This window comes from Mycobacterium sp. IDUB_28 (assembly GCF_055419285.1).
Genome location: NZ_JBVAXK010000008.1, coordinates 76,980 through 100,899, shown reverse-complemented (window position 1 = coordinate 100,899; position 23,920 = coordinate 76,980). Strand labels below are relative to the sequence as shown.

The window sequence follows — 23,920 nt, the reverse complement described above, 5'->3', positions numbered from 1 at the left end:
AATGCGTCACCAGGTCGAGGAGTACCTGTACACCGAAGCCGCCCTGCTGGACAGCTGGGCGCTGGACGACTGGCTGTTGCTGTTCGACAAGGACGCCAAGTACGAGGTGCCGTGCAATGATGCCCGCGACGGCGACCCGGCGCACGACCTGATGCTCATCGACGACAACCTGGTGCGGTTGGCGGCCCGCGTCACGCGGCTGAATAGCCGGCGCGCCCACCGCGAGTACCCGCACTCCCGAACGAACCATCAGGTGTTCAATGTCCGGGTCGACGAAGGATCGGTCGGTGAACTGGCGGTGACCGCGTCGTTCACGGTGTGGCGGTTCCGGTCGGGCCGCACCAATTGCTATGTCGGCCAGTACCATTACCGGCTTGGTAACGGCGCGGATGGCCTGCGGATTCGCTGCAAACGCGCGGAACTGGACCTGACGGACCTGCGGTCGGTCGGCGACGTGGCGATCATCCTGTGAGCGGCGCACTGCACGGTCGGACGGCAATCGTCACCGGCGCCGCATCCGGTATCGGCCGGGGCATCGTTGCGCGCCTCATCGCTGACGGTGCAGGGGTTTTCGCAGCAACCCGCAACGCGGAGGAGCTCGAACTGCTCTGCGGCCAAACCGGTATCAGCGGCGGGCACTTCGGTGAGCTGCACCACCCCGGCGTGGCGGCCGAGTTGGTGGCAGCCGCGCTGGAAACCCTCGGTCATCTCGACATCCTGGTCAACAATGCCGGTGGCGGCGTGATTCGCCCGACCCTCGAACACACCGAGGAAACGCTGCGGGCCACCATCGACAACAACCTGTGGACCGCGATCCACTGCGTGCGAGCGGTGTTGCCGCACATGATTTCTCGCGGCTACGGCCGGATCGTCAACATCGGTGCCGACTCGGTGCGCACCGGGCTGATCGATCACGCCATGTACAACACCGCCAAAGGTGGCGTGCACGCCATGGTCACCGGCCTGGCCCGCGAATTCGGCACCGCCGGAATCACCGCCAACACCGTTGCGCCGTGTTATGTGCGCACCCCCGAACTCGCCGAGACCCTCGACTCCGGCACGGCGCCGGCGCGACTGCACCGTGTCGTCGAGCAGGGAACTGGGCTTGTCCCCCTCGGGCGACCCGGAGATCCGGCTGAGGTCGCCGCGGCAGTGGCGTTCCTGGCCGGTGACGACAGTCGCTTCGTCACCGGGCAGACCATCTATGTCAACGGCGGCGCCAGCATGGGCTGAGCACCGGACGGCACCCCCAAGGGGCGGCAGAAGACCTCCCATCGGTGTGACGAATCGGTACCGGTCGACGCGTTACCGTAGTTGCCCAGCCAACGATTGGACATTGCGCATGACCGCCACGACCACCGACCTCGCCGGCTACCCGGCCCGCTATTTCGCCGCGTGGAACCAGCGTGACCTGGACACCGCGCTGACCGCGATTGCCGAGACGGTGCACTGGGTGGACCCCTCCCTGCCCGAGCCGATCACCAATCACGAGCAGGCCGGCAACTTCTTCACCGCATCCTGGGCAGGCTTTCCCGACCTGACCTTCGAGGCGGTAGGTGCGCCGCTGGTCGATACCCCCAACCGCCGGGTCACCCAGGAGTGGCGGATGACCGGCACGCACACCGGCGCAGACTTCCCCCCGGGTGTGCCGGCGTCCGGCCGATCGTTCGATGTCCCGGGCATGGATGTCTGGGAGGTCGACGGCGACGGCCGCGCGGTGTCGGTGCACGCCTATTGGAACGTCGCCGCGCTGCTTGCCCAACTCGGCCTGAACTAACCACCGCCAGCGTCTGCGCGCGCCTTCAGCGCACCCGCAATTTCGTGTGCCCGGAGTCCGGACAGCAGCTGCCGGCCGCCGGCCGACAGTGACGCAACCGATTGGTCGCCACCCATATCCCTACCGGGATACCAAGAAGTCCACCATGGGGAAATGTCAGTAGCCCGCCCGGCGGCCTACGTTTGTGAGAGCAGTCACAGCGACCTGGAAGTGGTTGGGAAATGGGCTTTTTCAAAGATCTCGATGAGTTGGACACCTACATCGGCGGGGTATTCCGCGATGCCGGCGCACACCCCGAATCCGGTCCGAAGCTGCGCGCCGCCAACATCGTCATGCGAGTGATCTACACCGATCCCGACTGCGAGATGACCATGGTCTTCCGCGACGACTACCAGGTGATCCCCGGTCCCAACGACGTGAAGCCCGACGTCACCCTGCTGATGCGTGGCGACACCGCCGACCAGTTCTGGCGCGGCGAGTACAACCTGGCGATCGGGTTGGCCAAGGGGCACGTCAAGGCCAAGGGCCCGGTCAATAAGATCCTCAAGCTGGTGCCGCTGACCAAGCCGTTGTTCCCGATGTACCGGGAGAAGATCGCTCCCAAGGACGCGGCGACCCATGCCTGACACGATGCGCGCGGTGGTCCTGCGGGCACCACATCTCGTCGAGGTGGCAGAGGTTCCCGTACCCGAAATCGCCAGTCCCACCGACATTCTGCTGCGGGTGGAACGGACCGCCATCTGCGGTACCGACCTGCACCCGTACGAGGGTCGACTCGACGTCGAACCCGACATCGTGCTCGGACACGAATTCCTCGGCACGGTGGTCGATGCGGGCGTCGCGGTCAGCCAGTTCAGCACCGGCGACCGGGTGGTGGGTTCGTGTGTGGTGAGTTGCGGTTCGTGCTACCAGTGCCGACGGCACCAGCCCGGCAACTGTGCGGGCTCGCGGATATTCGGCCTCGGTCTGGCGCTCGGCGACCTGGCCGGCGGGCAGGCCGAGTACGTCGTGGTGCCCAACGCCGACCGGACGGCACGGTTGGTGCCCGGTGGTGGCGCAGTCAACGTCGACGACATCCTGTTCGCCGGCGACATCATGACCACCGGGTACGAAGCCGTCGCCCGCGCGCTACGGCCCGGCGACACCGTCGCGGTCGTCGGCGCCGGCCCGGTCGGGTTGTGCACTGCAATGGCCGCCCTGGCGCTCGGAGCCTTGCGGGTGGTCGTCATCGACAAGGTCGACACCCGCCTCAAGGAGGCGGAAAACCTTGGCGCCGGGGCGGTGAACGCCGCCCAGACCGATCCCGCCGATGCCGTGCTGGACATGACCGACTGGCGCGGAGCCGACCTGGTCATCGACGCCGTCGGCCACGAATCGGCTCTGCTGTCCGCGATTTCGCTGGTCCGTGCCGGCGGGACGCTGTCGATACCCGGCGTCTACACCGAGGACGCACTCACCATTCCATTCGGCGAGCTCTACCTCAAAGGGGTCACTGTCCAGATGGGCGTCTCGCACATCACCGAGTACATCGATGAAGTCATTGCCCTGACCGCGGCCGGCAAACTCAGCCCGAGCTCGATCATCTCGCACCGGATGCCCATGTCGCAGGCCGCGGAGGCCTACCGCATGTTCGAAGCCCGCGAGGCTACCAAGATCGTCCTGGACCCAAAGGCCTGATATGACGACGACTACTGAGATTCAACATCATTCGATGCGAATCGGCGGTCGCGACGTCGACACCCGACGCCGGATGACAATCACCGACCCGAGCACCGGGGCCGCGGTGGCCACCGTCGCGCGCGGCGACGCCAGCCACATCGATGTCGCGGTGGCAGCGGCCAAAACCACCTTCGATTCCGGCGTCTGGCGGCTCAAGACGCCACCGGAGCGGGCCGCCATCATGCGACGCATCGTGGCGGCAGCCAACGACGCCGCAGAAGAACTGGTGGAGTTGGAGCTGTCCGCCAACGGTGCGACAGTTCGACAGGCGACCGGTTTTCACATCGGTTATGCGCTGGCACATTTCGCCTATTTCGCAGATCTGGCCGAAGTTTATGCCTGGCAACGTCCGGCACCCATCGCCAACTTCCCCGCCCTGAGCCAGGCAGTGGTACACCGCGAACCGATCGGAGTGGTCGGCGCGATCGCGCCGTGGAACTTTCCGCTGCTGCTGACCCTGTGGAAGGTGGGTCCGGCGCTGGCCGCGGGCAACAGCGTGGTCGTCAAGCCCGACGAGCACACCCCGCTGTCGATCCTGGAGTTCGCCCGGATAGCCGAACGCAACGGCCTGCCTGCCGGGGTCCTCAACGTGGTACCCGGTGACGGGCCCGAGGCCGGCGCCAGGCTGGCCAGCCACCCCGACGTCGGCAAGATCGCGTTCACCGGATCGACTGCGATCGGGCGCGAAATCATGCGCCTGGCAGCGGGTTCGGTCAAAAACGTCACCCTGGAACTCGGCGGCAAGGGCCCCTCGATCGTGCTGGACGATGCCGACCTCGACATGGCCGTCGACGGCATCCTGTACGGCTGCTTCGTCTACTCCGGTCAGGTGTGCGAATCCGGCACTCGCGCACTGGTCCCCGCCCACCTGCACGACGAGTTCGTGGCCCGGTTGGTGCAGCGCGCCAAGACCATCGTCGTCGGCGAGACCCGGGACTGGGACACCGATATGGGCCCCGTCATCGACGCCAAGCAGCGGGACCGCATTCTGGCCTACGTCCGCGGCGCCACCGAGGAGGGCGCGACCGTCGCGCTGGGCGGAGAAGCGCTGCAGCGGGACGGATTCTGGGTGGCGCCGACCATCCTGACCGGGGTGCGCAACGACATGCGCATCGCCCGGGAGGAGGTCTTCGGCCCCGTCCTGGTGGTGATCCCCTACAGCGGTGACGACGACGCCGTCGCCATCGCCAACGACTCCGAATACGGCCTGGCGGCCAGCATCTGGAGCACCGACAACGCGCGGGCGCTTGCCATCGCCGAGCGGATCGAGTGCGGCAGCGTCTGGATCAACGACGCCCACCAGATCAACTGCCAACTGCCGTTCGGCGGCTACAAGCAGAGCGGCGTGGGCCGCGAACTCGGGCCGGACGCACTGGACGCCTACACCGAGGTCAAGACCGTCCATCTGGACCTGTCCGGTGGCCGCGCCGCCAAACCGTACGACATTCTGCTCAGCCACGCCGATTGACCCGGGAGCCGACCATGACCACCGCCGACAGCGAACTCTTCTGCGCAGACCTGTCTTTCGATGAGGACGACGACAGCGTCGATGTCCCGCCGTTCAACGACGCAGCTGCAACGCGCCCCTATGACCCGCTCAACGTTTCCAGCGACGCGTTCTGGGATCTTGACCTGCCCGAGCGCGACCCCGTATTCGCCGAGCTGCGGCACCAGCGGCCGGTGAGCTGGCAGCCGCCGATCGAGACGGCGGTTTCCCCCGATCCCGACGACCCCGGCTTCTGGGCGGTCGTCCGGCATCCCGACATCATCGAAGTGAGCCAGCACAACGACGTGTTCGTGTCCCGCTACGGAGTGATGTTCGACATGCTGCCGCCGGTGTTCCTGGAGATGGCGATGTCGTTCCTGGCGATGGACAATCCGCAACACCATAAGGTGCGCCGGTTGGTCAGCTCCGCGTTCACCCCTCGTCAGGTGCGCCGCATCGAGAACGACATCGCGTTGCGGGCGCGTTCGATCGTCCGCGCCGCGGTGAATAAGGCGCGCGACGGCGGGGATGTCGACTTCGTCGATGACATCTCCAAACATCTGCCGGTGCAGATGTTCGGGGACATGTTCGGTGTCCCTGAGGAATTGCGAACCACCGTCTCGCACGCCGCCGACGAGACCCAGGCGTGGGCGGATCCGGTGTTGCTGGCCGGACGCGACCCCGCGGAGGTTCAGGTCGAGGCCGCCCTGCGGATTCACGACGTCACCGAAGAACTGGTGGAACTGCGCCGCCGCCGGCCGGCCGACGACCTGTTGACCAACCTGGTGCGGGCCGAAGTCGACGGCGAAAAACTGTCGGACTTCGAAATCGGGGCCACCATGGTGTTGTGTTCGGTGGCGGCCACCGACACCACCCGGCACACCTCGAGCTTCGCTGCCAAGGCGCTCTGCGACTTTCCGGACCAGCGTGGTTGGTTGTGGGAGGACTTCGAGGGCCGGATCGGTTCAGCGGTCGAGGAATTCCTGCGCTGGGGCTCGGTGGTGCAGAACTTCCGGCGCACCTGTGTGAGCCCCTACCAGCTCGGTGGCCAGCAGATCCTGCCCGGCGACAAGGTGGTGTTGATGTACTCCTCGGGAAACCGCGACGAGACGGTCTTCGGTAACCCCAATACTCTCGACCTCAGCCGCAATCCCAACCCGCACATGGCGTTCGGTGGCGGCGGCATTCACTTCTGCCTGGGCAGCCAGCTCGCCAAAGCCATGCTGCGCTCGCTGCTGCGCGAATTGCACGCCCAGATGCCGGACTTCACCGTAGGCGAACCGGAGTTGGTGCGGACCAACTTCATCCGCGGTGTGATCAGCATGCCGCTGAACCCGGAGCCGGGACGATGAGCGGCTGCCGCATCCAGTTCGCCCCCGATCGCTGCGCGTCGATCGGAATGTGCGAGGCAATCGCGCCGGACATCTTCACCCTGGACGACGATGGCCGGCTTCAGTTGCTGCAGCAGGTTGTCGACGACACCCGCCGTGCCGAAGTCGAGGAAGCGGTCCGCACCTGCCCCACCCAGTCCCTGACCATCGTGGAATGACCGCCCGTCAGCGCTCGTCGGACTGGTAGAGCAGCGAGACCGCCTCCACCCGGTTCTCCGCGCCGAGCTTGCGCAGGATGTGCTTGACGTGTTGTTTGACCGTGCCCTCCGAAATGAACAGACGCGTTGCGATAGCGGGGTTGGTGCGCCCGAGCGCCATCTGCTCGAGGATCTCGATCTCGCGCGCCGTCAACACCTCGCGGACCGACCTGCTCGCCCGGACGGGCAGACAGGATGCGGCCGGGAGAGCGCGGTGTGCGCCGCCGCCGGCAGCCGCATCCAGGTCGAAATGATGGACAGTGTCGGCAGTTTCGCCGCACTCACTGGCCACCCCGTGCAGCGCCGATCCGATGGACTCCAGTCGTTGCACGGCGCGTGCCCGGCTGAACGCCAACTCCAGACCCCGCGCGTAGGAGGTCAGTATCTCGCAGTCGGCGACGTCGGTGTCGCGTCCCTGCCGATAACGGTCGGCGTGCAGCAGACCGACGACCCGGTTGCCTGCTATGACCGGGGCGGCGGCATAGGACGTCGAGCGCGACGCGTCCGCGATGGGCCGGTGCACCCGGGCCTCGTGCTGGACATCGGTGACGTTCATCGCCTCACGGCGGCGGGCGATCTCGGTCTCGAACAAGCCGGGCACCAGCGGCTGCGGCTGCTCCTGGCCGATCCGATTGATCTCCTGCGCCCACTCGGGGTCATCGGGCACGCAGACCGACTGCGATATCCACACGCCGTTCACGATGCGGGAGAAGATGGCCCGGTCGAAACCGAGTTCGGTGACCAGTCGCGGCGCCAGATCCATCAGGTCGGTAACGGTGCACGGTGCCGCCTCGAGCCGGGACAGCACCCCGGCGATCCGATGCGAAGCATCACACGCATGCAGCAACGACACATCGGTGCGAGCCAGTGTCCGCAGCGCCGCCAGCACCGCCCCGGCGGCCGGCTGATCGCACAGCGCGTCAGCGATCGCCGACCAGGCATCGTCGACGATGGCCCGGGCGTCGGCCGGCGGCGGCTGCCAGTGCGGATCGTCGTGGTCGGCGATCGATCGCAACCCGTCCAACACCACAGCCAGCCGCTCGTCCACCTCGCGGTGTGACGCCGGCGGCTCCCGCCCGGTGCTGTGATCCACCCCATAACTGTAGAGCAGCGCCGCAACCCCGCCGCCGGATTTGCCCTGGTACGAGTGGTTAACGCGTGACGAGGGGAAAGTGGGTGGTACCGGCCAAGGAGACGGCACTCGAGATCATCGGGCGGCCGCTGCGCGACCAGGTGCGCGTCTAGGCGATGTGGGGGTACGCGCTCTGCGGTGGCAACAGCACGGTGCAAGAACGATCCCAACAGTTCTTCGACAAGGTAGATCGCGGGCGGGCCGGAGCCACGGCAATTCTCTTCAACTCCGCTCGAGTTTCGCCCACCGCCGGCCGGCCCGCAGAAACGACGCGACCATTCCGGGATCGCCGAAGTACGGGTCACCGGTCCCCGTTTCGGCGCGCTGGCGCCCGTATTCGTAAAGCGCGGCGAGCTTGAATTGCGCCAGCGCCGAATACCATTCGATGTTGCGTGGCGCCACCCCGGTCCGCTGGCTGTATCGGGCGAGCAACTCGTCGCGGGCCGGATAACCGTCCTCCAGCACCGCCACGGCCATCGCCGCGGTCGGGGTCAGTTCCTCACCCGGTGCCGGGTAGGACGACACAAAGTAGCCCAGGTCGAACAGCGGATCGCCGATGGTGGCCAACTCCCAATCCAGCACCGCCGCAACCCGACCCGGCGCGGCGATCATCAGATTGCCGAGCCGAAAGTCGTTGTGCACGATCGCGGCCGCCGACTCCGGTGGGGTGTGCGCACCGAGCCAGTGCGCCAATCCCTGGAATGCTGCGGGCAGGTGACCGTCGGCCTCTTCGACAAGGGCGCAGACCCGGCGCAGGTGACGGGAGTTGAATCCCCCGGGTTTACCGAAGTCGCGCAGACCGATGCCGGCCCAGTCGACGGCGTGCAGATCCGCGAGAACGTCGACCACCGACTCGGCAATCCGGCGTCGAGCACGGGGGTTGTCCAGCGGCGGCGCTGTCTGCTCGGTAATCACTGCTGCGTCGACGAACTCAGTCACCACCAGCGGTACGTCGACAACTTCTCCGGGCTCTGCCACCGCAATCACGCGCGGCACCGGGACCGGCGTGTCGGCCAGCGCCGCCAACAGCCGAGCCTCCCGCACCACGTCGTGGGCGCCGGCTGGCAGCGGTGGCGGCGGCGGCCGTCTGACCACCACCGTGCGGTCACCGTCGGAGACCAGGTAGGTCAGGTTGGAGTGGCCGTCCCCGACCCGGCGGGCGCTGACCCGCTGACCCAGCTCGGCATGTTCGCACAGGAAGCCACCCAACCGGGTCAGCTCCGACGCCGACCACTGCCAGTTCACCGCCGGTTGCCCGATTCCACCAGGTAGTTCAAATAGGCACCTGTCCAATGGGTTTCAAACTGGCCCGCACCGGGCTCGCCGTCGATCCGGGCGCGGCAGGCGGCCTCGCGGATGACGGTCTGCATCGGATCGTGACTGGGTAACTCAACCACGCCGAATGCTTCGAGCTCGACAGCGGTACGACCGCCCTCGACGTCGATCACTGTGGCCTGCAGCCGCCGCTGACGCATCTGCGGGTCGTAGTCCGCCCGATGTTCGATGCTGCGGACCGCCACGGTGTCCCCACCACGGCTCACGTATCCGCCGAAACCCCACTCCCCCTTGGCAATCCAGATCCAGCCGTTGACCGCGACACCTGCATCGGTGTAGGCGACGAACCACTTCCAGTGCTGCGGGACACCCCAGTCACGCACGCCCCAGGAATGGTCCCGGTGTCCCGGATGGTCCAGCGCCACCTGGCGGCTCCCGACCTGTACGGAGCCCCGCACCCGGCCGGTCTGCTCCATCCGGTTCTCGGCGAACCAGCCCGGAATGCCGCCCGGATTAGACCAGTAGCTGAACGCCTGGTGCAGAGCGTGGAATTCGTATTCGATTGCTACCTCGTCGTGCTGGTAGCACAGTACGCAACTTCGCAACGGTTCGTGCTGCCGCACGGACAGGCCGCCGAACTCGAGGTGATCGAGGTCGGCATCATCAGCGACCCGCCCGGAGTTGAGCTGCAGCGCCAACGGCTCCCCGGCACTGCCCCAGACCACGACGTTGTAACCGGCACGGCCCCGGTCCGTCAGATACAGATACACCTGTACGCCGATCTCTTCCTCGGGCACGATGACTTCCCAGAACAGACTGTCGCGCATCCGTCCACCGGGGGCGGGGCGGTGCCGCAGGTCGTCGGCGGGGCGGAGTACCTGTGCGATGTGGCGCACCGTCATCGGACAACTCCCCTCGCGGCACTGAGACCCGGCACCTCCATCCTATAATGGTCAGACCATTCACTCAAGGACGAGGCGTGATGTTGACTTTTTCGGTCTGACCATTCTATCGTTTGCAGGTGTCGCAGGTCAGGCCCTCGCCCGACCATCTGACCTTCCGAGCCACCGACGGCAGGCAGCTGGCCGGCTATCGCTGGCAGGTTCGGTCCGGCCTGGAACTTCTCGGCAGCGTCGTGCTCGTCCACGGGATGGGCGAGCATCTGCGCGCCTACCGATTTCGACGGGCTGACCGGCGACGAGACCGTCGTCGACGCCTATCTCGCCGATCCCCATTGCGGGTTCGCCATCGACTCCGCTTCGTTCGCCGGCCGGCTCACCGACGCCGCGCAGCTGGCCCGGGTATCCCACACTGGACGTGACGACCAGGTGATCGCAGAGCTGTTGGCCTGGCTGACAAGGGTTGCCCAGCAGGACCACACGCAGGACAAGCAAGATGACACGGTAAGGGAGACACAATGAGTGCCCAACAGGCTGACCTGCCCGCCCCCAATGAACTCGGCGAATCGAGCGCGCTGATCGTCGGCGGTACCGCCGGGATCGGGCTCGCATCGGCACGGGCGCTGGCCGCGGCCGGAGTACCGCGAATTGTGGTGGTGGGTCGCAGCGCGGACCGCGGCGAACTCGCCGCGAAGTCCATCGCGCAGGTGGGGGTGGCCGTCGACTTCATCGCCGGCGACGCCAGAGATCCCGCCGTCGCGACTTCCGTTGCAGCACAAGCAGAAGACTTGTTGTCCGGCATAGATATCCTGATATGCACCACGGCTGCCGACGTGCGCCCGGAATTGTTCGTCAATATCGCGACCTCGGACATCAGTGGCATCCTGACCGACTTGGCCGTGCCGTCGATGCAGATGGCCAGCGCGGTGTTGCCGGGGATGCGCAGTCGCCGCCGCGGTGTGATCATCAACGTCGCTTCCGACGCCGCGAAGACGGCGACGCCCGGTGAAGCCGTCATCGGTGCCGCAAAGGCGGCCATCGTGATGTTCACCCGCACCCTGGCCATCGAGGAGAAGCGCTATGGCATCCGCGCCAATGCGCTGACCCCCTCGTTGGTGCACGGCACCGCCTCGACCGAACGCATCACCGCCGACGGGTTCAGCGGCAAGTTGTTCGCCCGCGCCGCCCAGCAGGCCGCGCTCGGGGTGCCTGACGCCGACGACATCGCCGCGCTGGCGGTCTTCCTGTGCAGCGCCGCGGCCGCCCGTCTCACCGGACAGGCGATCAGCGTCAACGGCGGTATCTCCGCCGCTTAGCTCGCGCGACCTAGAAATAGCGGGGGAACTGCGTCCAATCCGGAGGACGCTTGTCCAGGAACGCATCCCGGCCCTCGACCGCCTCGTCGGTCATGTAGGCCAGCCGGGTAGCTTCCCCGGCGAACAACTGCTGACCCACCAAACCGTCGTCGAGCAGGTTGCACGCGTACTTCAGCATTCGTTGCGCCTGCGGCGATTTGGCGTTGATCTGCGCCGCCCAGTCCAGCGCCACCGTTTCCAGCTCGGCGTGGTCGACGACCTCGTTCACCGCACCCATCCGGTGCATCTGCTCGGCGGTGTACGGCCGGAATGCGTTGCGTACCTCGGGCCGGTTGAACGCCACCCGCACCGTCGGCTGGCTGGCGTGGCGGTGGTAGGTGATGTCGGTCAGGTTGCCGAAGCCGGATACCGTGCGCCAGTGTGCCGCGTGAAAAGGGTTCTCGTTCAACGTTTTTGCGGATTACCCCACCCACCGGGGCGGGTGTCCTCCATGTAGAGTGCGATCGCTTCGGATCTGTTGATGGCACCGACCTTGCGCAGGATTCGCTTGACATGCGTCTTGACCGTTTCGACGGTGATCACCAGCTGGTCGGCGATGTCGGCGTTGGAAGCACCCGCCACCAGCAACTCGAAAACCTGCCGTTCGCGGTGCGATAACGACGCCGCAAGTCCAGAGTCGCTGGGAACCCGCGGAGCCGGACCGACCGGCGAATCGTGGTCCAAGTCGAAGGTGATCACCGAGTTGGCAATGCGATCGGCCTGCTCGGTCAGCAGCGCAGCCGCGCGCGCAATCGAGTTACATTGCTGCTGAACCTGTTCGGCGTTGAGGATTTTCTCGTGCAGCAGCGAGTATGCGGAGACGAACGCATCGAGCAGTTCGACATCGTCGGAGGATACGCTTTCCAGGCTGTCCCGACCCACGTGCAGCAGAGCGACCACTCGCGCTGCGGCGATGACCGGGGCGGCGATATAGCGTGCTGACCCGAGCAGCTCGGCGTAGACCGCGCTGGCCGGCATGCGCTGCTCATCGGTCGCCACGGTGTCGCGCAGCTGAATACACGCGCTCTCGACTTTGCAGTCCTGACGCGACACCACGGTGGGCCCACCGAAGCAGTGCTCGGATTCTTCGACGACGAAGGCGCCGTCTTCGACGTAGGACAACACCGCAGTGTCGAAACCGAATTCATCACACAGTTCCGAGCAGGCTTGGCGGCCGAGCGCATGCAGCGACCCGGCCTTCTTCATGCGCCGCACCCCCGCGGTAAGCGCCCGCACCACATGGACGCGACGGGAGTCGCGCAGTCGGCGTGCCTCGACCTGCGCCCGCAAGAATTCGGCGATCGACGGCTCAGCCGGCGTGGAATCCCCACGGGCCATCAGGAAGTCGACGGTGGTCGTCGACACCGCGATCGCTTCGTCCAGGTTTTGCGCATCGGAGAGGGCCGCGATGCCGAATTCTGCGCATACCCGCGCGTTCAGCTCGTTGAGTCGCTCCACCATCGCGCGCGCCTTCATCGGCCGGCCCTCAGGTCCGCGCTCGCCACGCCGGCGTAGGCCGCGACCGCAGCCGCCCGGCTGGTCGTGTTGAGCTTCTTAGCGATGTGCTTGAGGTGCGACTTCACGGTCCCCTCGGAAATGACCAAATAGCGCGCGATCTGGCTGTTGGTGGCGCCGGTGGCCACGTGCGACATGATCTCGTGCTCCCGCGCTGTCAACGGGACCGCAGCCGCCCGGTGGCAGGTCGGCGACAGCTGCTTCGCCACCCGCACCGGCGCCGGGTGCCGCCTGTCGGCGTTCGCCCACAAGTTCTCGACCTCGAGGCGCTGTTGCGCGGCTTTGTCTTCCAGCGCGGCGCTTTCATAGGCCACCGACAGACATTCGGCGAAGGCCTCCAACTGTTCGAGATGGTCCATCGTCACGATGCCGTGCGGCTCGGGGCGGTCCGCGTGCAGAATCCCGATTACCCTGCCCTGCACGATGATCGGGGCACCGATGTAGCCGAAACATCCGGATGCTTCCATGATCTCGCGGAACACCCGTTTGTCGTTCTGCGGAGTGGGCGCGAAAACACCGCACCGCTTGCGCACCAACTCGGTCTCCAGCGGAGCGTCGGCCAGTTGAATACGCCGAGTTGCCACGAAGTCCTGCAGCGACCGCGCATGGGGGTCGGCGTCCCTGTCTTCGATGTGCACATAGCGCGGCACCCAGAGCGAACCGCACACGGCAGAAACCATGGTCCGCGCGAAGGCCAGTTCCCGGCTCAGGACATCTCCTGCGACCCGGATCATGTCGCTCGGGGCCAGGCCGCGGAGCTGACTGAGGGCGTTGCGAATTTCTGACATCGACCTGACCCGCCGGGCAAGGTCCTCGTCAAGAAGATCGCACTGCAACTTCAGGATGGCGATCAATATCTGCGATGCGGCCGCGCGGTCCTCGGCGCTGCCGGTCGGCTGCGCGGTGAGGTCCTCCAGCCGTTGCCGCAGACTGGCCAGCTGGTGGCCCAAGGCGGCGGGCGTCAGGGTGGGGGGCGCCACGCCGAGGTATTCGGCGGCCGCAGCCACGGCTTCCTCTGCACGAGCGACCAACCACGGGTTCTCTGCAACTGCGACCATGGATGCTGTTGAGGCCATCACCACTCCCTCCCTGCGGGGCTGAGCCTTAATAGGTCATACCATTGAACCAAACTATAGCCCAGGTGTTAGCAAGCACACAATGACTGCGATCCGCGGCCTGGGTCACATTGCCAAGCCTGTGCCTCAATGGTCTAATGGTCAGGCCAAAGGAGGTGCTCTTGCATGCAGTGATCATGTCCGAGTACGGCGACGCCCGAGTGCTACAACCCGGCGAGTTCCCCAACCCGCCGCCCCGCCCCGGCTGGGTGCCGGTTGCGCTCCGCGCCAGCGCGCTGAACTGGCACGACGTGCTGGTTCGCCAAGGTCGTTATTCCTCCCCCCTGCCCCACGTCATCGGCGCCGACGGAGCCGGTGTGCGCATCGACACCGGTGAGCACGTCGTCGTGGTGCCGTCACTGCACTGGGGCGACCGGGCGGAGGCGCCGGGGCCCGATTTCGAGATCTTGGGCGATCACACCCCCGGCACCTACGCCGAGACGGTGTCGGTCCCGCTGGAGTGCGTGGCGGCCAAGCCCCCCCGACTGAGCTGGGTAGAAGCCGCCGCGCTGCCGCTGGTGGGAGTGACCACCTTCCGCGCGCTGTTCTCCCGCGGTCGGCTACGCGGCGGGGAGTCGATGCTGGTGATCGGTGCGGGTGGCGGAATCGCCACGATGGCCGTCGCACTCGCGGCAGCCGTCGGAGCCACCGTCACGGTGACGTCGTCCTCGGCCGACACCATCGAGCGGGCCGTGGCCTGCGGCGCCCGCGCTGGCGTGCTGCACCACGACCCGGCCTGGCCCGAGCACGCACGTGCGCTCTCGCCGGGCGGCGGTGGCTTCGACCTGATCCTGGACCCCGTCGGGCGCTGGAGCGAGTCCATCACCGCACTGCGTCCGGGGGGTCGCCTGGTGGTCCTGGGTGCCAACGCCGAGCAGACCGCGCACCTGGATATCCGCGGGTTCTACTTCGGTCAGTTCGATCTGCTCGGAACCACGATGGGCAGCCTGCGCGACTTCGCCGGACTGCTCGAAGTCATGGACCAGTACCAGGTGCGGCCGCCCGTGGTGGACCGCGTCTTCGCCCTCGACCAGGCCGCCGCAGCGCACGAGTATCTGGAGTGCGGACGCACCTTCGGCAAATGCGTGCTCACGCACGAATAGGAGGACCGCAGTGAACCACGCACCGGAGCTGGTCAGCTACCGACTCGAGGAGGCGGCGCCCGGAGGTTTTGCCGCCTACCTGACGCTCAATGATCCTTCACGACGAAATACGTTGTCGGACAACCTGCTCGACCAGTTGACCGCGTTACTTGGCCTGGCCGGGGAGGCGCCGGAGGTGCGGGTGATCGTGGTGGAGTCGTCACATCCGCGGGTGTTCTCCTCGGGCGGCAACCTCGATGCCTTCGCCGATTCTCGTGCGCCCATTGAGAAGTACCACGGCCTGGACCGCTTTCCGGCCCTGTTTCGCACCCTGACCGGTATCGGAAAGCCGGTGATCTGCGCGGCCGGCGGCGACGTGCTTGCCGGCGCCCTCGGCGTCGCCCTGGCCTGTGACCTCATCATCGCGAAGGAATCGGCCCGCCTCGGCTGCCCCGAGATCAACGTCGGCGCATTTCCTTTCATGATCTCGGCATTGATCTTCCGCGCCACCGGACGGCTGGTCGCCAACGAACTGATGATGACCGGCCGGCTCATCACGGCCACCGAAGCGGCGGCAGCGGGATTGGTGAACAAAGTCGTTCCCGACGCGGACTTCGACGACACGGTCCGGGCCTGGGTCGCCGGACTGGCCGCCAAATCCCCGCTGCTGCTGAGCATGGGGAAGCGGGCCCTGGCGGTGACCCGCGACCTTCCTCTGGAGCAGGCACTCGACTACCTCCAGGCCCAACTCGGGCTGGCTTTCACCACCCACGATCTCGGCGAAGGGGTCGCCGCGTTCAAGGAAAAGCGTTCTCCGCACTGGCAGAACGCCTGACCACGATCCGTTGACCTTTTTGGCCTGACCATTGTAATGTTCGAGACGATTAGGTTCGACTGAGAGATGCGTGCGATGAAACCGAGTCCATACACCGTCCGCTACAGCCCACGAGAAGTCGACGAGTTCTACCGTGCCGGCCACTGGACCACCGACACCCTGCATGACCTGCTGACCCGCCGGGTCGAGGAGACACCCGACAAGGTGTTCGCGACCGACGGAACTCGGTCCCTGACATTCCGCGAAATGTTCGACGCCGGTCAACAACTGGCCGTCGGACTGCACCGGCGCGGCCTGCGTGCCGGCGACCGCGTCGCGGTGCAGGTGCCCAACTGGGTGGAATTCATCCAGATCCTCACCGCCCTCTCGCGGTTGGGCGTCATCATGGTGCCGATCATGCCCATCTATCGGCGCAAAGACGTCAGCTACGTGCTGTCCAACGCCGGAGTGCGGGCCGTTTTCACTGCGGAGAGTTTCGGCACCTTCGACTACCTGAACATGTATCGCGAACTGCGGCAGGATCATCCGGACTTGATGATCAACGTGGTCAGACCCCAGCAAGCCGGCGGCCACAGCGACGCAGCCGACGTGTTCACTCTCGATCAGTTACAAGCCGAGACCACCGCAGCCGATGCGCAGGCCGAACTGGGTGACCCGCCCAGCGCTGACGACCCGTTCGTCATCGTCTACACGTCCGGCACGACATCACGCTCCAAGGGATGCGTCCATACCTTCAACACCTACTGCGCCGGTTCCCGTGCTCTCATCGAGCCGTTCGGTTACACGCGCGACGATGTCCAGTTCGGCCCATCCCCGGTGGCGCACACGACGGGACTGGTGACCAGCGTGTTCTTGCCGCTGCTGACCGGGGCGGCAACCCACCTGATGGCCAAGTGGGACCCGGTGCGGGGCATCGAAGAAATTCAACGCTTCGGTTGCACGGCGGCGGTCACCGCACCGACGTTCCTGCACACCTTGCTGTCCGAGTACGACGCAGACCGGCACGACCTGTCCTCGCTCCGCATGTGGACGTGTGCGGGCGCCCCCGTTGCCGCGGCACTCGTGGAGCGAACCGCGGGCATGCTGCCGGAGGTCAGAGTGCTCAGCCTGTACGGCCGCAGCGAAAACCTGGTCACCACAACGTGTTCGCTCACCGATGGGGTCGAGAAAGTCTTGTCCTCAGACGGTAGTGCGGTGCCCGGAGCACAGGTGCGCATCGTCGGCCCGGACAACCGGGAGGTGCCGCCGGGTGTCGAGGGCGACATCGCCTACCGGGGGCCGGCCCACATGATCGAGTATCTGGCCCAACCCGAAGAAACCGCGGCGCTGTTCACCGCCGACGGCTTTTCCAAGTCCGGCGACCTGGGCACGATGACTTCGGACGGATACGTGCGGGTGACCGGGCGGACCAAGGACATCATCATCCGCGGTGGAATGAACATCAGCGCCCGCGAAGTGGAAGACCATCTCGCCCATCACCCTTCGCTGGTGGCGGCGGCCGTGGTGGGGATGCCCGATGAACGACTCGGCGAGAAGGTGTGTTGCTACCTGGTGAGCGCGCCGGAACGGACCACGCCCACCGTTACCGATCTGCGGGAGTTCCTGCTCGCCCGGGGCCTGCCGATTCAGAAGACCCCGGAACGCGTCGTCGTGATCAACGCCCTGCCGATGACGGCGACCGGCAAGGTTCTCAAGCACGAATTGCGTAGAGACATCGAACAGCGCATCCAGGCCGAAACCACGCCGGACCGCGCCGTGTCGGGGACCGCCTGATGGAACTCAAAGACAGTCCCGCCGAGGCCGAGTTCCGCAACCGGGCCCGCCGGTGGCTGGCCGCAACGGTCCCCGATCTCGGCGGGCCCGAACCCGCCCGGCTGGAAGACAAGCTCGACTACTGGCGCGGCTGGCAGCGCCGGCTGCACGAGGCGGGCCTGGCAGGGCTTTCCTGGCCGAAGCAGTACGGCGGCGCGGGTGCCGACGTGAAACTGCGCGCAGTGTTCAACGAGGAACTCGACCGCGCCGGGGCTCCCGAGCGCCTCAACATCATCGGCGAGGACTTCGCGGGTCCGACGATCATCCAGTTCGGCACCCCCGCCCAGCAGGAACGCTATCTGCCTAAAATTCTTGCCGGCGAGGAAATCTGGTGTCAGTTGTTCTCCGAACCGGAAGCGGGTTCGGATCTGGCCTCGCTCCGCACGACCGCAACCAGGATGCCCGGCGGCTGGCAGATCAACGGGCAGAAGATCTGGACCAGTCGGGCCCAACTCGCCGCCCACGCGATCCTGCTCGCCCGCACCGGCGGCGGCCCCCGCCATCGTGGCATCACCTACTTCTTGCTCGACATGGCCAGCCCCGGCATCACGGTCCGGCCGCTGGCGCACATGCTTGGCGAGTCCGAATTCAACGAGGTCTTTCTCGACAACGTGTTCGTACCGGACGACTGCGTCGTCGGGGAAGTCGACGGTGGCTGGCAGGTGGCCATGGGCACGCTTGCCTTCGAACGCGTCGCCATCGCCACCGGACGGGTCAACACCACCGGGGCGGTCAACGACCTGATTGCCGAAATCGCCTGCCGGGTCAGCGATGACGGCTCGCCGCAGGGTGCGGATCCGCTCATCCGCCAACGTGTCGCAGATCTGTACGGACGAGCGTTGGTGCACTACCTCATTGGCCAGCGTGTTATCAGCGGCGCCGCCGGCGACGGCCCGCCCGGCCCCGTCACCTCGATCGGCAAGCTCTACTTCTGCCCGCTGGTGGAAGACATCGCCGACTTCGGACTTGAGCTCAACGAGATGGGCGGACAATACGAACTCGACGAAAAGCACCATCCGACAATCAACTCCGCTCATCGGTGGTTGCGGCTGGCCTATCAGGCGCGAGGGACCGCCATCGCCGGTGGGTCGACCTTCATCCAGCGCAACATCGTCGCCGAACGCATCCTCGGCATGCCCAGAAGCTAGCCTGCGACGGAGGGACACGCGGATGGACAAGGTGGTGGCCTCGACGGCGGCGGCGGTCGCAGACATTGCCGACGGCTCCTCGTTGGCAGTGGGGGGATTCGGCTTGTGCGGCATTCCGCACGAACTCATCGCGGCGCTGGTGGAACGCGGCGTGGCAGAACTGCACACCGTCTCCAACAATCTGGGCATCGACGGCGTCGGCCTGGGGTTGCTGTTGCAGCACAGGAGAATCCGGCGCACGATCAACTCCTACGTCGGGGAGAACAAGGAGTTCGCCCGCCAGTATCTGGCCGGGGAACTCGAACTCGAGCTGACACCTCAGGGCACGCTGGCCGAACGCCTGCGCGCCGGCGGGGCAGGAATCCCGGCCTTCTACACGCCCACCGGAGTCGGGACCCAGGTCGCCGACGGCGGCCTGGCCTGGCGGTACCACCCCGACGGCACTGTGGCTGTTGCCTCTCCGCCGAAGGAAACCCGCGAATTCAACGGCAGCACCTATGTTTTGGAGCACGCCATCCAGACCGATTTCGCGCTGGTGCACGCATGGAAGGGCGACCGCCACGGCAATCTCGTGTACCACGCCGCCGCGGCCAATTTCAACCCGGACTGTGCCGCAGCGGGCCGAATCACCATCGCCGAGGTCGAGGAATTGGTCGATCCGGGCGAGATCGAACCCAACCAGGTGCACACCCCCGGCATCTTTGTGGACCGGGTGGTGCACGTCGCACACGCGGCCAAACCGATCGAGAAGCAGACGGTGCGTCCATGACCGGATGGCACGTAGCCGGAAGGGACGCCAGATGAGTTGGAGCCGAGCCGAACTCGCGGCGCGGGTGGCCACCGAGTTTCGCGACGGGCAATACATCAACCTGGGTATCGGGCTGCCCACCCTCATCCCCGGACACCTGCCCGCCGACATCCACGTGGTCCTGCACTCCGAGAACGGCATCCTCGGTGTCGGGCCCTATCCGCGACCAGAAGACGTCGACGCCGACCTGATCAACGCCGGAAAGGAGACGGTCACCACGCTGCCCGGCGCGGCGTTCTTTGCGTCGTCGTCGTCCTTCGCGATCATCCGCGGCGGGCATCTCGACATCGCGGTGCTCGGCGCCATGCAGGTCTCGGTGAACGGCGACCTGGCGAATTGGACGATCCCCGGCAAGATGATCAAGGGTATGGGTGGGGCGATGGACCTCGTGCACGGGGTGGAGCAGGTCTTCGTGATGATGGAACACACGGCCAAAGACGGCAGCGCGAAGATCGTCGAGCGCTGCACGTTACCCCTGACCGGCAGGAGTTGCGTCAAGCGCATCTTCACCGATCTCGCCGTTATCGACGTCACCGCGGATGGTCTCTGCCTGATCGAAACGGCGCCAGGCGTCAGCATCGACGAGGTGGCCGCCAAAACCGAACCACCGCTGCTGGTTTCGGACCAAGCGCTCAGTCGGCTACCGTGATCGCGCTGCGCTCGTCCACGGCCAGCGCCGCCTTGGCGTAGCTGTGCACGTGGCGCCGCATGCGACGGCTGGCAGCGTCGGGATCGCCATTGCGGATGGCGGTAGTGATGGACTTGTGCGCCCGCACCGTGACGGACCGCACGTTGTCGTCGACGAATGACGCGTTCTCGGTGCCTGCGTAAATCGCCTGGGAGAGTGCCGTCATGAAGCCGATCAGCAGTTCGTTGTGACCAGCTTTGGCGACGCCGACGTGCCAGTCCAGGTTGGCTTGCAGGAAGGCCGACAGATCGGCGTTGGGGTCGGCGATATCGCTGTTGGCTTTGTCCAGGACGGCCAGGTCCTCGTCGGTTCGTTTGCGCGCGGCCAGTTCGGCGCAGAACGGCTCCAGCGCTTCCCGCGTCTCCATCAGGTCGGCAAGCTTGATCTGCTGACCTCTGATCAGCAAGCTGACCGAACTCGCCATCGACTTGGTGGTCGGACGCTGCACGATGGCGCCGCCGGACCGGCCGGTGCGCACCCGGACCAGGTTCTGCACCTCCAGGATGCGCAGTGCCTCGCGCACCGTGGCACGACTCATCTGGGTCTGTTTGACCAACTCGCGCTCGGCGGGGAGAGCAAATCCCTCCTGCAATTCGCCGCTGAGGATCCGTTCGCGCAACTCACGTGCCAGCACGTCGGAAGCCTTGGGGACATCGACCGGCTTGAGCAAGATTGCAGACCGCGTCGCAGCTGCATCTGAGTCGTCTGTGTCCATCGCTGCTCCGTGGGGGATCGGCTCGGGCGAAAAGGCTCAAAGGTTAGGCCTAATATAAGGTTAGCTCATTAATTTCTATCCCGGACATCGCCTGCCGCGATCGACGGCGAAGCGCCCTACACCGAGCGCGCGGACTTCGCGACAGCCGAAGCGGCCTGACTGCGTTCCCTGGCCCGAGCCCAGTCGGCATCGCCCATGGAGGTGAGGCCCGCGAAGGTATTGGGGCCGGCGAGTCGCTGGCCCCCGTCCATTGCGATCGTCTCGCCGGTCAGGTAGTCACATGCGTCGCTGAAGGCGAAGATGGTGAGGTTGGCCAATTCCTCGACCGTCCCGGCACGGCCCATCGGGATCTGATCGGGTTGCGTTGCGCCGACCGAACTCTCGTCCGTCGGGTTGAGCATCTCCCATGCATAATCGGTCGGGATGGGTCCCGGTGCGAGCGCATTGAGGCGAATTCCGTAGCGGCCCCACTCCACCGCCAGTGACATCGTCATCGCGTGCACGGCCGCTTTCGCCATCGCCGAGGGAACCACAAACGCCGAGCCGCTCCACACCCAGGTCGTCAGATTGGACAACACCGATCCGCGCAGGCCGTCGGCGATCCAGCGCTTGCCGACGGCCACGGTGGTGTTGAACGAACCGGTCATCACCGTCGAGGTGATCGCGTCGAACGCGCGCGGACTCAGGGTGGCCGTCGGCGCGATGAAATTCGCCGCCGCGTTGTTCAGCACTCCGGTCAGCGGACCGTGCCTGTCCCAGATCTGCTGCACGGCCGCGTCCACCAGGTCGTAGTCCCGGACGTTGACGGGCTGGAAATGCACGGAGCCGCGCTGGCCGATCGCGGCTGCGGCCTCCGCCAGGACCGATTCGCGGCGCCCCCACAGATGCACCTCGGCGCCGTGGGCGACCAGTGCCGCGGCCACTCCGCGGCCCAGTCCGGTACCCCCGCCGGTGATCAGGATGCGCTTGCCGGCCAACACCGTCGGATCGAAGATGCCGGTCATAGCCCGAGACTCTTGCCGATGATTTCGCGCTGAATCTCGTTTGCTCCGCCATAGATCGGGGGCGCCAGCGCCTTGCGTACTTGCGCCTCCATGCCGAACTCGACGGTGTAACCGTTGCCACCCATCAACTGAACGCCTTCCAGCGCGGCGCGCTTGGCGACCTCGGTGCACTTGAGTTTCGCTATCGACCCCTCGCGGGCGAGCTGATCCTCCTGGCCCGCGTCGATCTGGGCCGCCACCTGATAGACAAAGGCGCGGCAGCAGTCGATCTCGGCAGCCAGATCCGCCAGCCGATGCCGAACGGACTGGAAGGTGCCGATCGTGCGGCCGAACTGTTCCCGGGTGCGCACGTAGCCGATGGTGTCTTGCAGCGACCGCCGGGCCGCACCCAGCGACATGGCGGCGATGATCAGGCGTTCGACGTTCAGCCCACGCATCAACCGGTGCCAGGCGTCACCGATCCCGCCGACGACGTTGGCGACCGGAATGGCGACGTCGGTGAAGAACACGTCGTTGACGGTGTGCCCGTCCATGGTCTGGATCGCTTTGATGTCCAATCCCGGCGTCGACGTGGGCAGATACAGCAGCGTCAGGCCCTGGTGCTTGCCGGCGCCGGGGTCGGTGCGGGTGAGCACCAGCAGGTGGTCGGCCAGATGCGCCGCGGTGATCCACGTTTTCTGGCCATTGACGATGAACCTGTCCCCATCTCGTACCGCCCGCGTCCGCACACCCGCCAGATCCGACCCCGCACCTGGTTCGGACAGCGCGATGGCTTCGAAACGCCCCGCGCACAAGTTGCCGACCACCTCGCGCTTCTGGTCCTCGTTGCCATGACGCAGATACGTCTGCGCCGCGGTCAAGCCGGTTCCATAGGCGTGGATCGGCGCCTGGCCGCGGGCCGTCTCCTCCAGGAAGATGCACTCTTCGACCATGCCCGCGCCGCCGCCACCGTACTGCGCGGGAATGGAGACGCCCAGCCAGCCGAGTTCGGCGAACTTCTGCAGAACGGTGGCACTGTTGGACAGTCGTCCGCCGTCGGTCAGCTGGGCGCGCTGTTCGGGCGTGCCACAGGTGTCGGCGCAAAACCGCTCGATCGCGCGCGCGAAACCGAGCTGCTCCTCGGTGCACAATCTGGCCGACATGACGCTAATTGCCTCGGTAGGAGGCGAATTCGGGGCTGCGCTTCTCGTTGAAAGCGGTGATTCCCTCCTGCGCCTCGGGCGTCTCACCGAACATCTTCAACGTCGAGTACGCCATCTGACCGACCGAGGCGAACTGTTCGGTGTCGGTGTTGAACGACTGCTTGAGCACCTTCAGCGAGGTCGGCGAGAGCACCAGCATCTCGTCGGCCCAGGCACGCACCTCGGCTTTGAGTTGATCCGCGGGAACCACCTTGTTGACCAAACCCCATTCGGCGGCCTGCTGCGCCGAATACCGGCGGCACAGGAACCAGATCTCCCGCGCCCGCTTCTCGCCGACCACCCGGGCCAGATATCCGGTCCCGAAGCCGGCGTCGAATGAGCCGACCCGTGGGCCGTTCTGGCCGAAAAGGGCGGTGTCCGCCGCGATCGTCAAGTCGCACAACACATGGAGGACGTGGCCCCCACCGATCGCGAAACCGTTGACTGCCGCAATGACGGGCTTGGGCACGTCGCGGATGACCCGGTGCAGCGTGTCCACTTCGAACAAGCCGGTTTCCGACGGACCGTAGTCACCGGTTTCGGCGCGTTGCTTCTGGTCGCCACCGGTGCAGAATGCCTTCTCACCGGCCCCGGTCAAACAGATCACGCCGACTTCCGGACTCCCCCAGGCCAATTTGAAAGCCCGGATGAGTTCGTCGAGGGTGCGCGCGCGAAACGCGTTGTACCGCTCTGGCCGGTTGATGGTGATCCAGGCCAGACCATCCTCTACCTGATAGGTGATGTCGGTGAATTCGGGCATCGGTCGCCTCTCCTCGTTGAAAGTTC

Annotated in this window: 24 protein-coding genes and 1 pseudogene; 15 read left to right on the top strand and 10 right to left on the bottom strand. The window is 66.1% G+C overall.

From position 1 onward, the window contains the following. Window position 1 precedes the first annotated feature (1 nt). The 8 genes from ACZYZ9_RS17835 to ACZYZ9_RS17800 all read left to right on the top strand — a co-directional run bounded on the left by ACZYZ9_RS17835 (window position 2) and on the right by ACZYZ9_RS17800 (window position 6,531). Entirely contained in the window at window positions 2–472 is a 471-nt protein-coding gene (locus ACZYZ9_RS17835) for an aromatic-ring-hydroxylating dioxygenase subunit beta (RefSeq protein ID WP_463827782.1), read from the top strand. Further along, window positions 469–1,233: an SDR family NAD(P)-dependent oxidoreductase gene (locus ACZYZ9_RS17830; protein ID WP_463827598.1), complete on the top strand. Its 765-nt coding sequence runs from the start codon at window positions 469–471 to the stop codon at window positions 1,231–1,233. The genes ACZYZ9_RS17835 and ACZYZ9_RS17830 overlap by 4 nt, the downstream gene beginning before the upstream one ends. A gap of 109 nt (window positions 1,234–1,342) precedes the next feature. After that, a complete protein-coding gene (locus tag ACZYZ9_RS17825; protein ID WP_463827597.1) occupies window positions 1,343–1,777 on the top strand; it encodes an ester cyclase in 435 nt (144 codons plus the stop codon). 221 nt (window positions 1,778–1,998) lie between these two features. Continuing rightward, complete coding sequence (locus ACZYZ9_RS17820) at window positions 1,999–2,403, top strand: hypothetical protein (RefSeq protein WP_463827596.1); 405 nt, start codon at window positions 1,999–2,001, stop codon at window positions 2,401–2,403. Continuing rightward, on the top strand, window positions 2,396–3,454 hold the full coding sequence (locus ACZYZ9_RS17815) for an alcohol dehydrogenase catalytic domain-containing protein (RefSeq protein ID WP_463827595.1): 1,059 nt from the start codon (window positions 2,396–2,398) through the stop codon (window positions 3,452–3,454). Before ACZYZ9_RS17820 ends, ACZYZ9_RS17815 begins: the two co-directional genes overlap by 8 nt. 34 nt (window positions 3,455–3,488) lie before the next feature. Next, window positions 3,489–4,964, top strand: a complete 1,476-nt coding sequence (locus tag ACZYZ9_RS17810) for an aldehyde dehydrogenase family protein (RefSeq protein ID WP_463827594.1) — start codon at window positions 3,489–3,491, stop codon at window positions 4,962–4,964. A gap of 14 nt (window positions 4,965–4,978) precedes the next feature. After that, window positions 4,979–6,334: a cytochrome P450 gene (locus ACZYZ9_RS17805; RefSeq protein ID WP_463827593.1), complete on the top strand. Its 1,356-nt coding sequence runs from the start codon at window positions 4,979–4,981 to the stop codon at window positions 6,332–6,334. After that, complete coding sequence (locus ACZYZ9_RS17800) at window positions 6,331–6,531, top strand: ferredoxin (protein WP_463827592.1); 201 nt, start codon at window positions 6,331–6,333, stop codon at window positions 6,529–6,531. Before ACZYZ9_RS17805 ends, ACZYZ9_RS17800 begins: the two co-directional genes overlap by 4 nt. A gap of 7 nt (window positions 6,532–6,538) precedes the next feature. On the opposite strand, the gene ACZYZ9_RS17795 is transcribed toward ACZYZ9_RS17800, so the two are convergent. The 3 genes from ACZYZ9_RS17795 to ACZYZ9_RS17785 form a co-directional block, all read right to left on the bottom strand. Continuing rightward, entirely contained in the window at window positions 6,539–7,663 is a 1,125-nt protein-coding gene (locus ACZYZ9_RS17795) for a LuxR C-terminal-related transcriptional regulator (RefSeq protein ID WP_463827591.1), read from the bottom strand. Window positions 7,664–7,924: 261 nt separating this feature from the next. Next, window positions 7,925–8,947 (bottom strand): phosphotransferase family protein, encoded by a 1,023-nt coding sequence (locus ACZYZ9_RS17790; RefSeq protein WP_463827590.1) that lies wholly within the window; start codon window positions 8,945–8,947, stop codon window positions 7,925–7,927. Beyond that, complete coding sequence (locus ACZYZ9_RS17785) at window positions 8,944–9,879, bottom strand: DUF7064 domain-containing protein (protein ID WP_463827589.1); 936 nt, start codon at window positions 9,877–9,879, stop codon at window positions 8,944–8,946. The genes ACZYZ9_RS17790 and ACZYZ9_RS17785 overlap by 4 nt, the downstream gene beginning before the upstream one ends. 515 nt (window positions 9,880–10,394) lie before the next feature. Here ACZYZ9_RS17785 and ACZYZ9_RS17780 point away from each other — a divergent pair. After that, a complete protein-coding gene (locus ACZYZ9_RS17780) occupies window positions 10,395–11,192 on the top strand; it encodes an SDR family NAD(P)-dependent oxidoreductase (protein ID WP_463827588.1) in 798 nt (265 codons plus the stop codon). Between the two features lie 10 nt (window positions 11,193–11,202). On the opposite strand, the pseudogene ACZYZ9_RS17775 reads toward ACZYZ9_RS17780, so the two are convergent. From ACZYZ9_RS17775 to ACZYZ9_RS17765, 3 genes and pseudogenes are all read right to left on the bottom strand, one after another. Further along, window positions 11,203–11,499: pseudogene (locus ACZYZ9_RS17775) on the bottom strand (enoyl-CoA hydratase-related protein); the annotation flags it as partial. A 137-nt stretch (window positions 11,500–11,636) separates the two neighbouring features. Further along, entirely contained in the window at window positions 11,637–12,692 is a 1,056-nt protein-coding gene (locus tag ACZYZ9_RS17770; RefSeq protein ID WP_463827587.1) for a helix-turn-helix transcriptional regulator, read from the bottom strand. An 11-nt stretch (window positions 12,693–12,703) separates the two neighbouring features. Further along, the gene (locus ACZYZ9_RS17765; protein ID WP_463827586.1) at window positions 12,704–13,822 is read right to left on the bottom strand and encodes a LuxR C-terminal-related transcriptional regulator; all 1,119 of its coding nucleotides are present in this window, start codon (window positions 13,820–13,822) and stop codon (window positions 12,704–12,706) included. Window positions 13,823–13,983: 161 nt separating this feature from the next. On the opposite strand from ACZYZ9_RS17765, the gene ACZYZ9_RS17760 reads away from it, so the two are divergent. The 6 genes from ACZYZ9_RS17760 (at window position 13,984) to ACZYZ9_RS17735 (ending at window position 20,195) form a co-directional block, all read left to right on the top strand. Then, a complete protein-coding gene (locus ACZYZ9_RS17760; RefSeq protein ID WP_463827585.1) occupies window positions 13,984–14,964 on the top strand; it encodes a zinc-binding dehydrogenase in 981 nt (326 codons plus the stop codon). Window positions 14,965–14,992: 28 nt separating this feature from the next. Next, window positions 14,993–15,778, top strand: a complete 786-nt coding sequence (locus ACZYZ9_RS17755; protein WP_463827781.1) for an enoyl-CoA hydratase/isomerase family protein — start codon at window positions 14,993–14,995, stop codon at window positions 15,776–15,778. A gap of 75 nt (window positions 15,779–15,853) precedes the next feature. Then, window positions 15,854–17,551, top strand: coding sequence for a class I adenylate-forming enzyme family protein (locus tag ACZYZ9_RS17750; RefSeq protein WP_463827584.1), 1,698 nt, complete (start codon window positions 15,854–15,856; stop codon window positions 17,549–17,551). Further along, window positions 17,551–18,738 (top strand): acyl-CoA dehydrogenase family protein, encoded by a 1,188-nt coding sequence (locus tag ACZYZ9_RS17745; protein WP_463827583.1) that lies wholly within the window; start codon window positions 17,551–17,553, stop codon window positions 18,736–18,738. The genes ACZYZ9_RS17750 and ACZYZ9_RS17745 overlap by 1 nt, the downstream gene beginning before the upstream one ends. Before the next feature lie 22 nt (window positions 18,739–18,760). After that, on the top strand, window positions 18,761–19,507 hold the full coding sequence (locus ACZYZ9_RS17740) for a CoA transferase subunit A (RefSeq protein WP_463827582.1): 747 nt from the start codon (window positions 18,761–18,763) through the stop codon (window positions 19,505–19,507). Window positions 19,508–19,538: 31 nt separating this feature from the next. After that, window positions 19,539–20,195, top strand: coding sequence for a 3-oxoacid CoA-transferase subunit B (locus ACZYZ9_RS17735; RefSeq protein WP_463827581.1), 657 nt, complete (start codon window positions 19,539–19,541; stop codon window positions 20,193–20,195). Here ACZYZ9_RS17735 and ACZYZ9_RS17730 read toward each other — a convergent pair. From ACZYZ9_RS17730 to ACZYZ9_RS17715, 4 genes are all read right to left on the bottom strand, one after another. Next, window positions 20,179–20,949: a FadR/GntR family transcriptional regulator gene (locus ACZYZ9_RS17730; RefSeq protein ID WP_463827580.1), complete on the bottom strand. Its 771-nt coding sequence runs from the start codon at window positions 20,947–20,949 to the stop codon at window positions 20,179–20,181. The genes ACZYZ9_RS17735 and ACZYZ9_RS17730 overlap by 17 nt on opposite strands. A 116-nt stretch (window positions 20,950–21,065) precedes the next feature. Beyond that, the gene (locus tag ACZYZ9_RS17725; RefSeq protein ID WP_463827579.1) at window positions 21,066–21,953 is read right to left on the bottom strand and encodes an SDR family oxidoreductase; all 888 of its coding nucleotides are present in this window, start codon (window positions 21,951–21,953) and stop codon (window positions 21,066–21,068) included. After that, on the bottom strand, window positions 21,950–23,095 hold the full coding sequence (locus ACZYZ9_RS17720) for an acyl-CoA dehydrogenase family protein (protein WP_463827578.1): 1,146 nt from the start codon (window positions 23,093–23,095) through the stop codon (window positions 21,950–21,952). Before ACZYZ9_RS17720 ends, ACZYZ9_RS17725 begins: the two co-directional genes overlap by 4 nt. 4 nt (window positions 23,096–23,099) lie before the next feature. Next, window positions 23,100–23,894, bottom strand: coding sequence for an enoyl-CoA hydratase-related protein (locus ACZYZ9_RS17715; RefSeq protein WP_463827577.1), 795 nt, complete (start codon window positions 23,892–23,894; stop codon window positions 23,100–23,102). Between the last annotated feature and the right edge of the window lie 26 nt (window positions 23,895–23,920).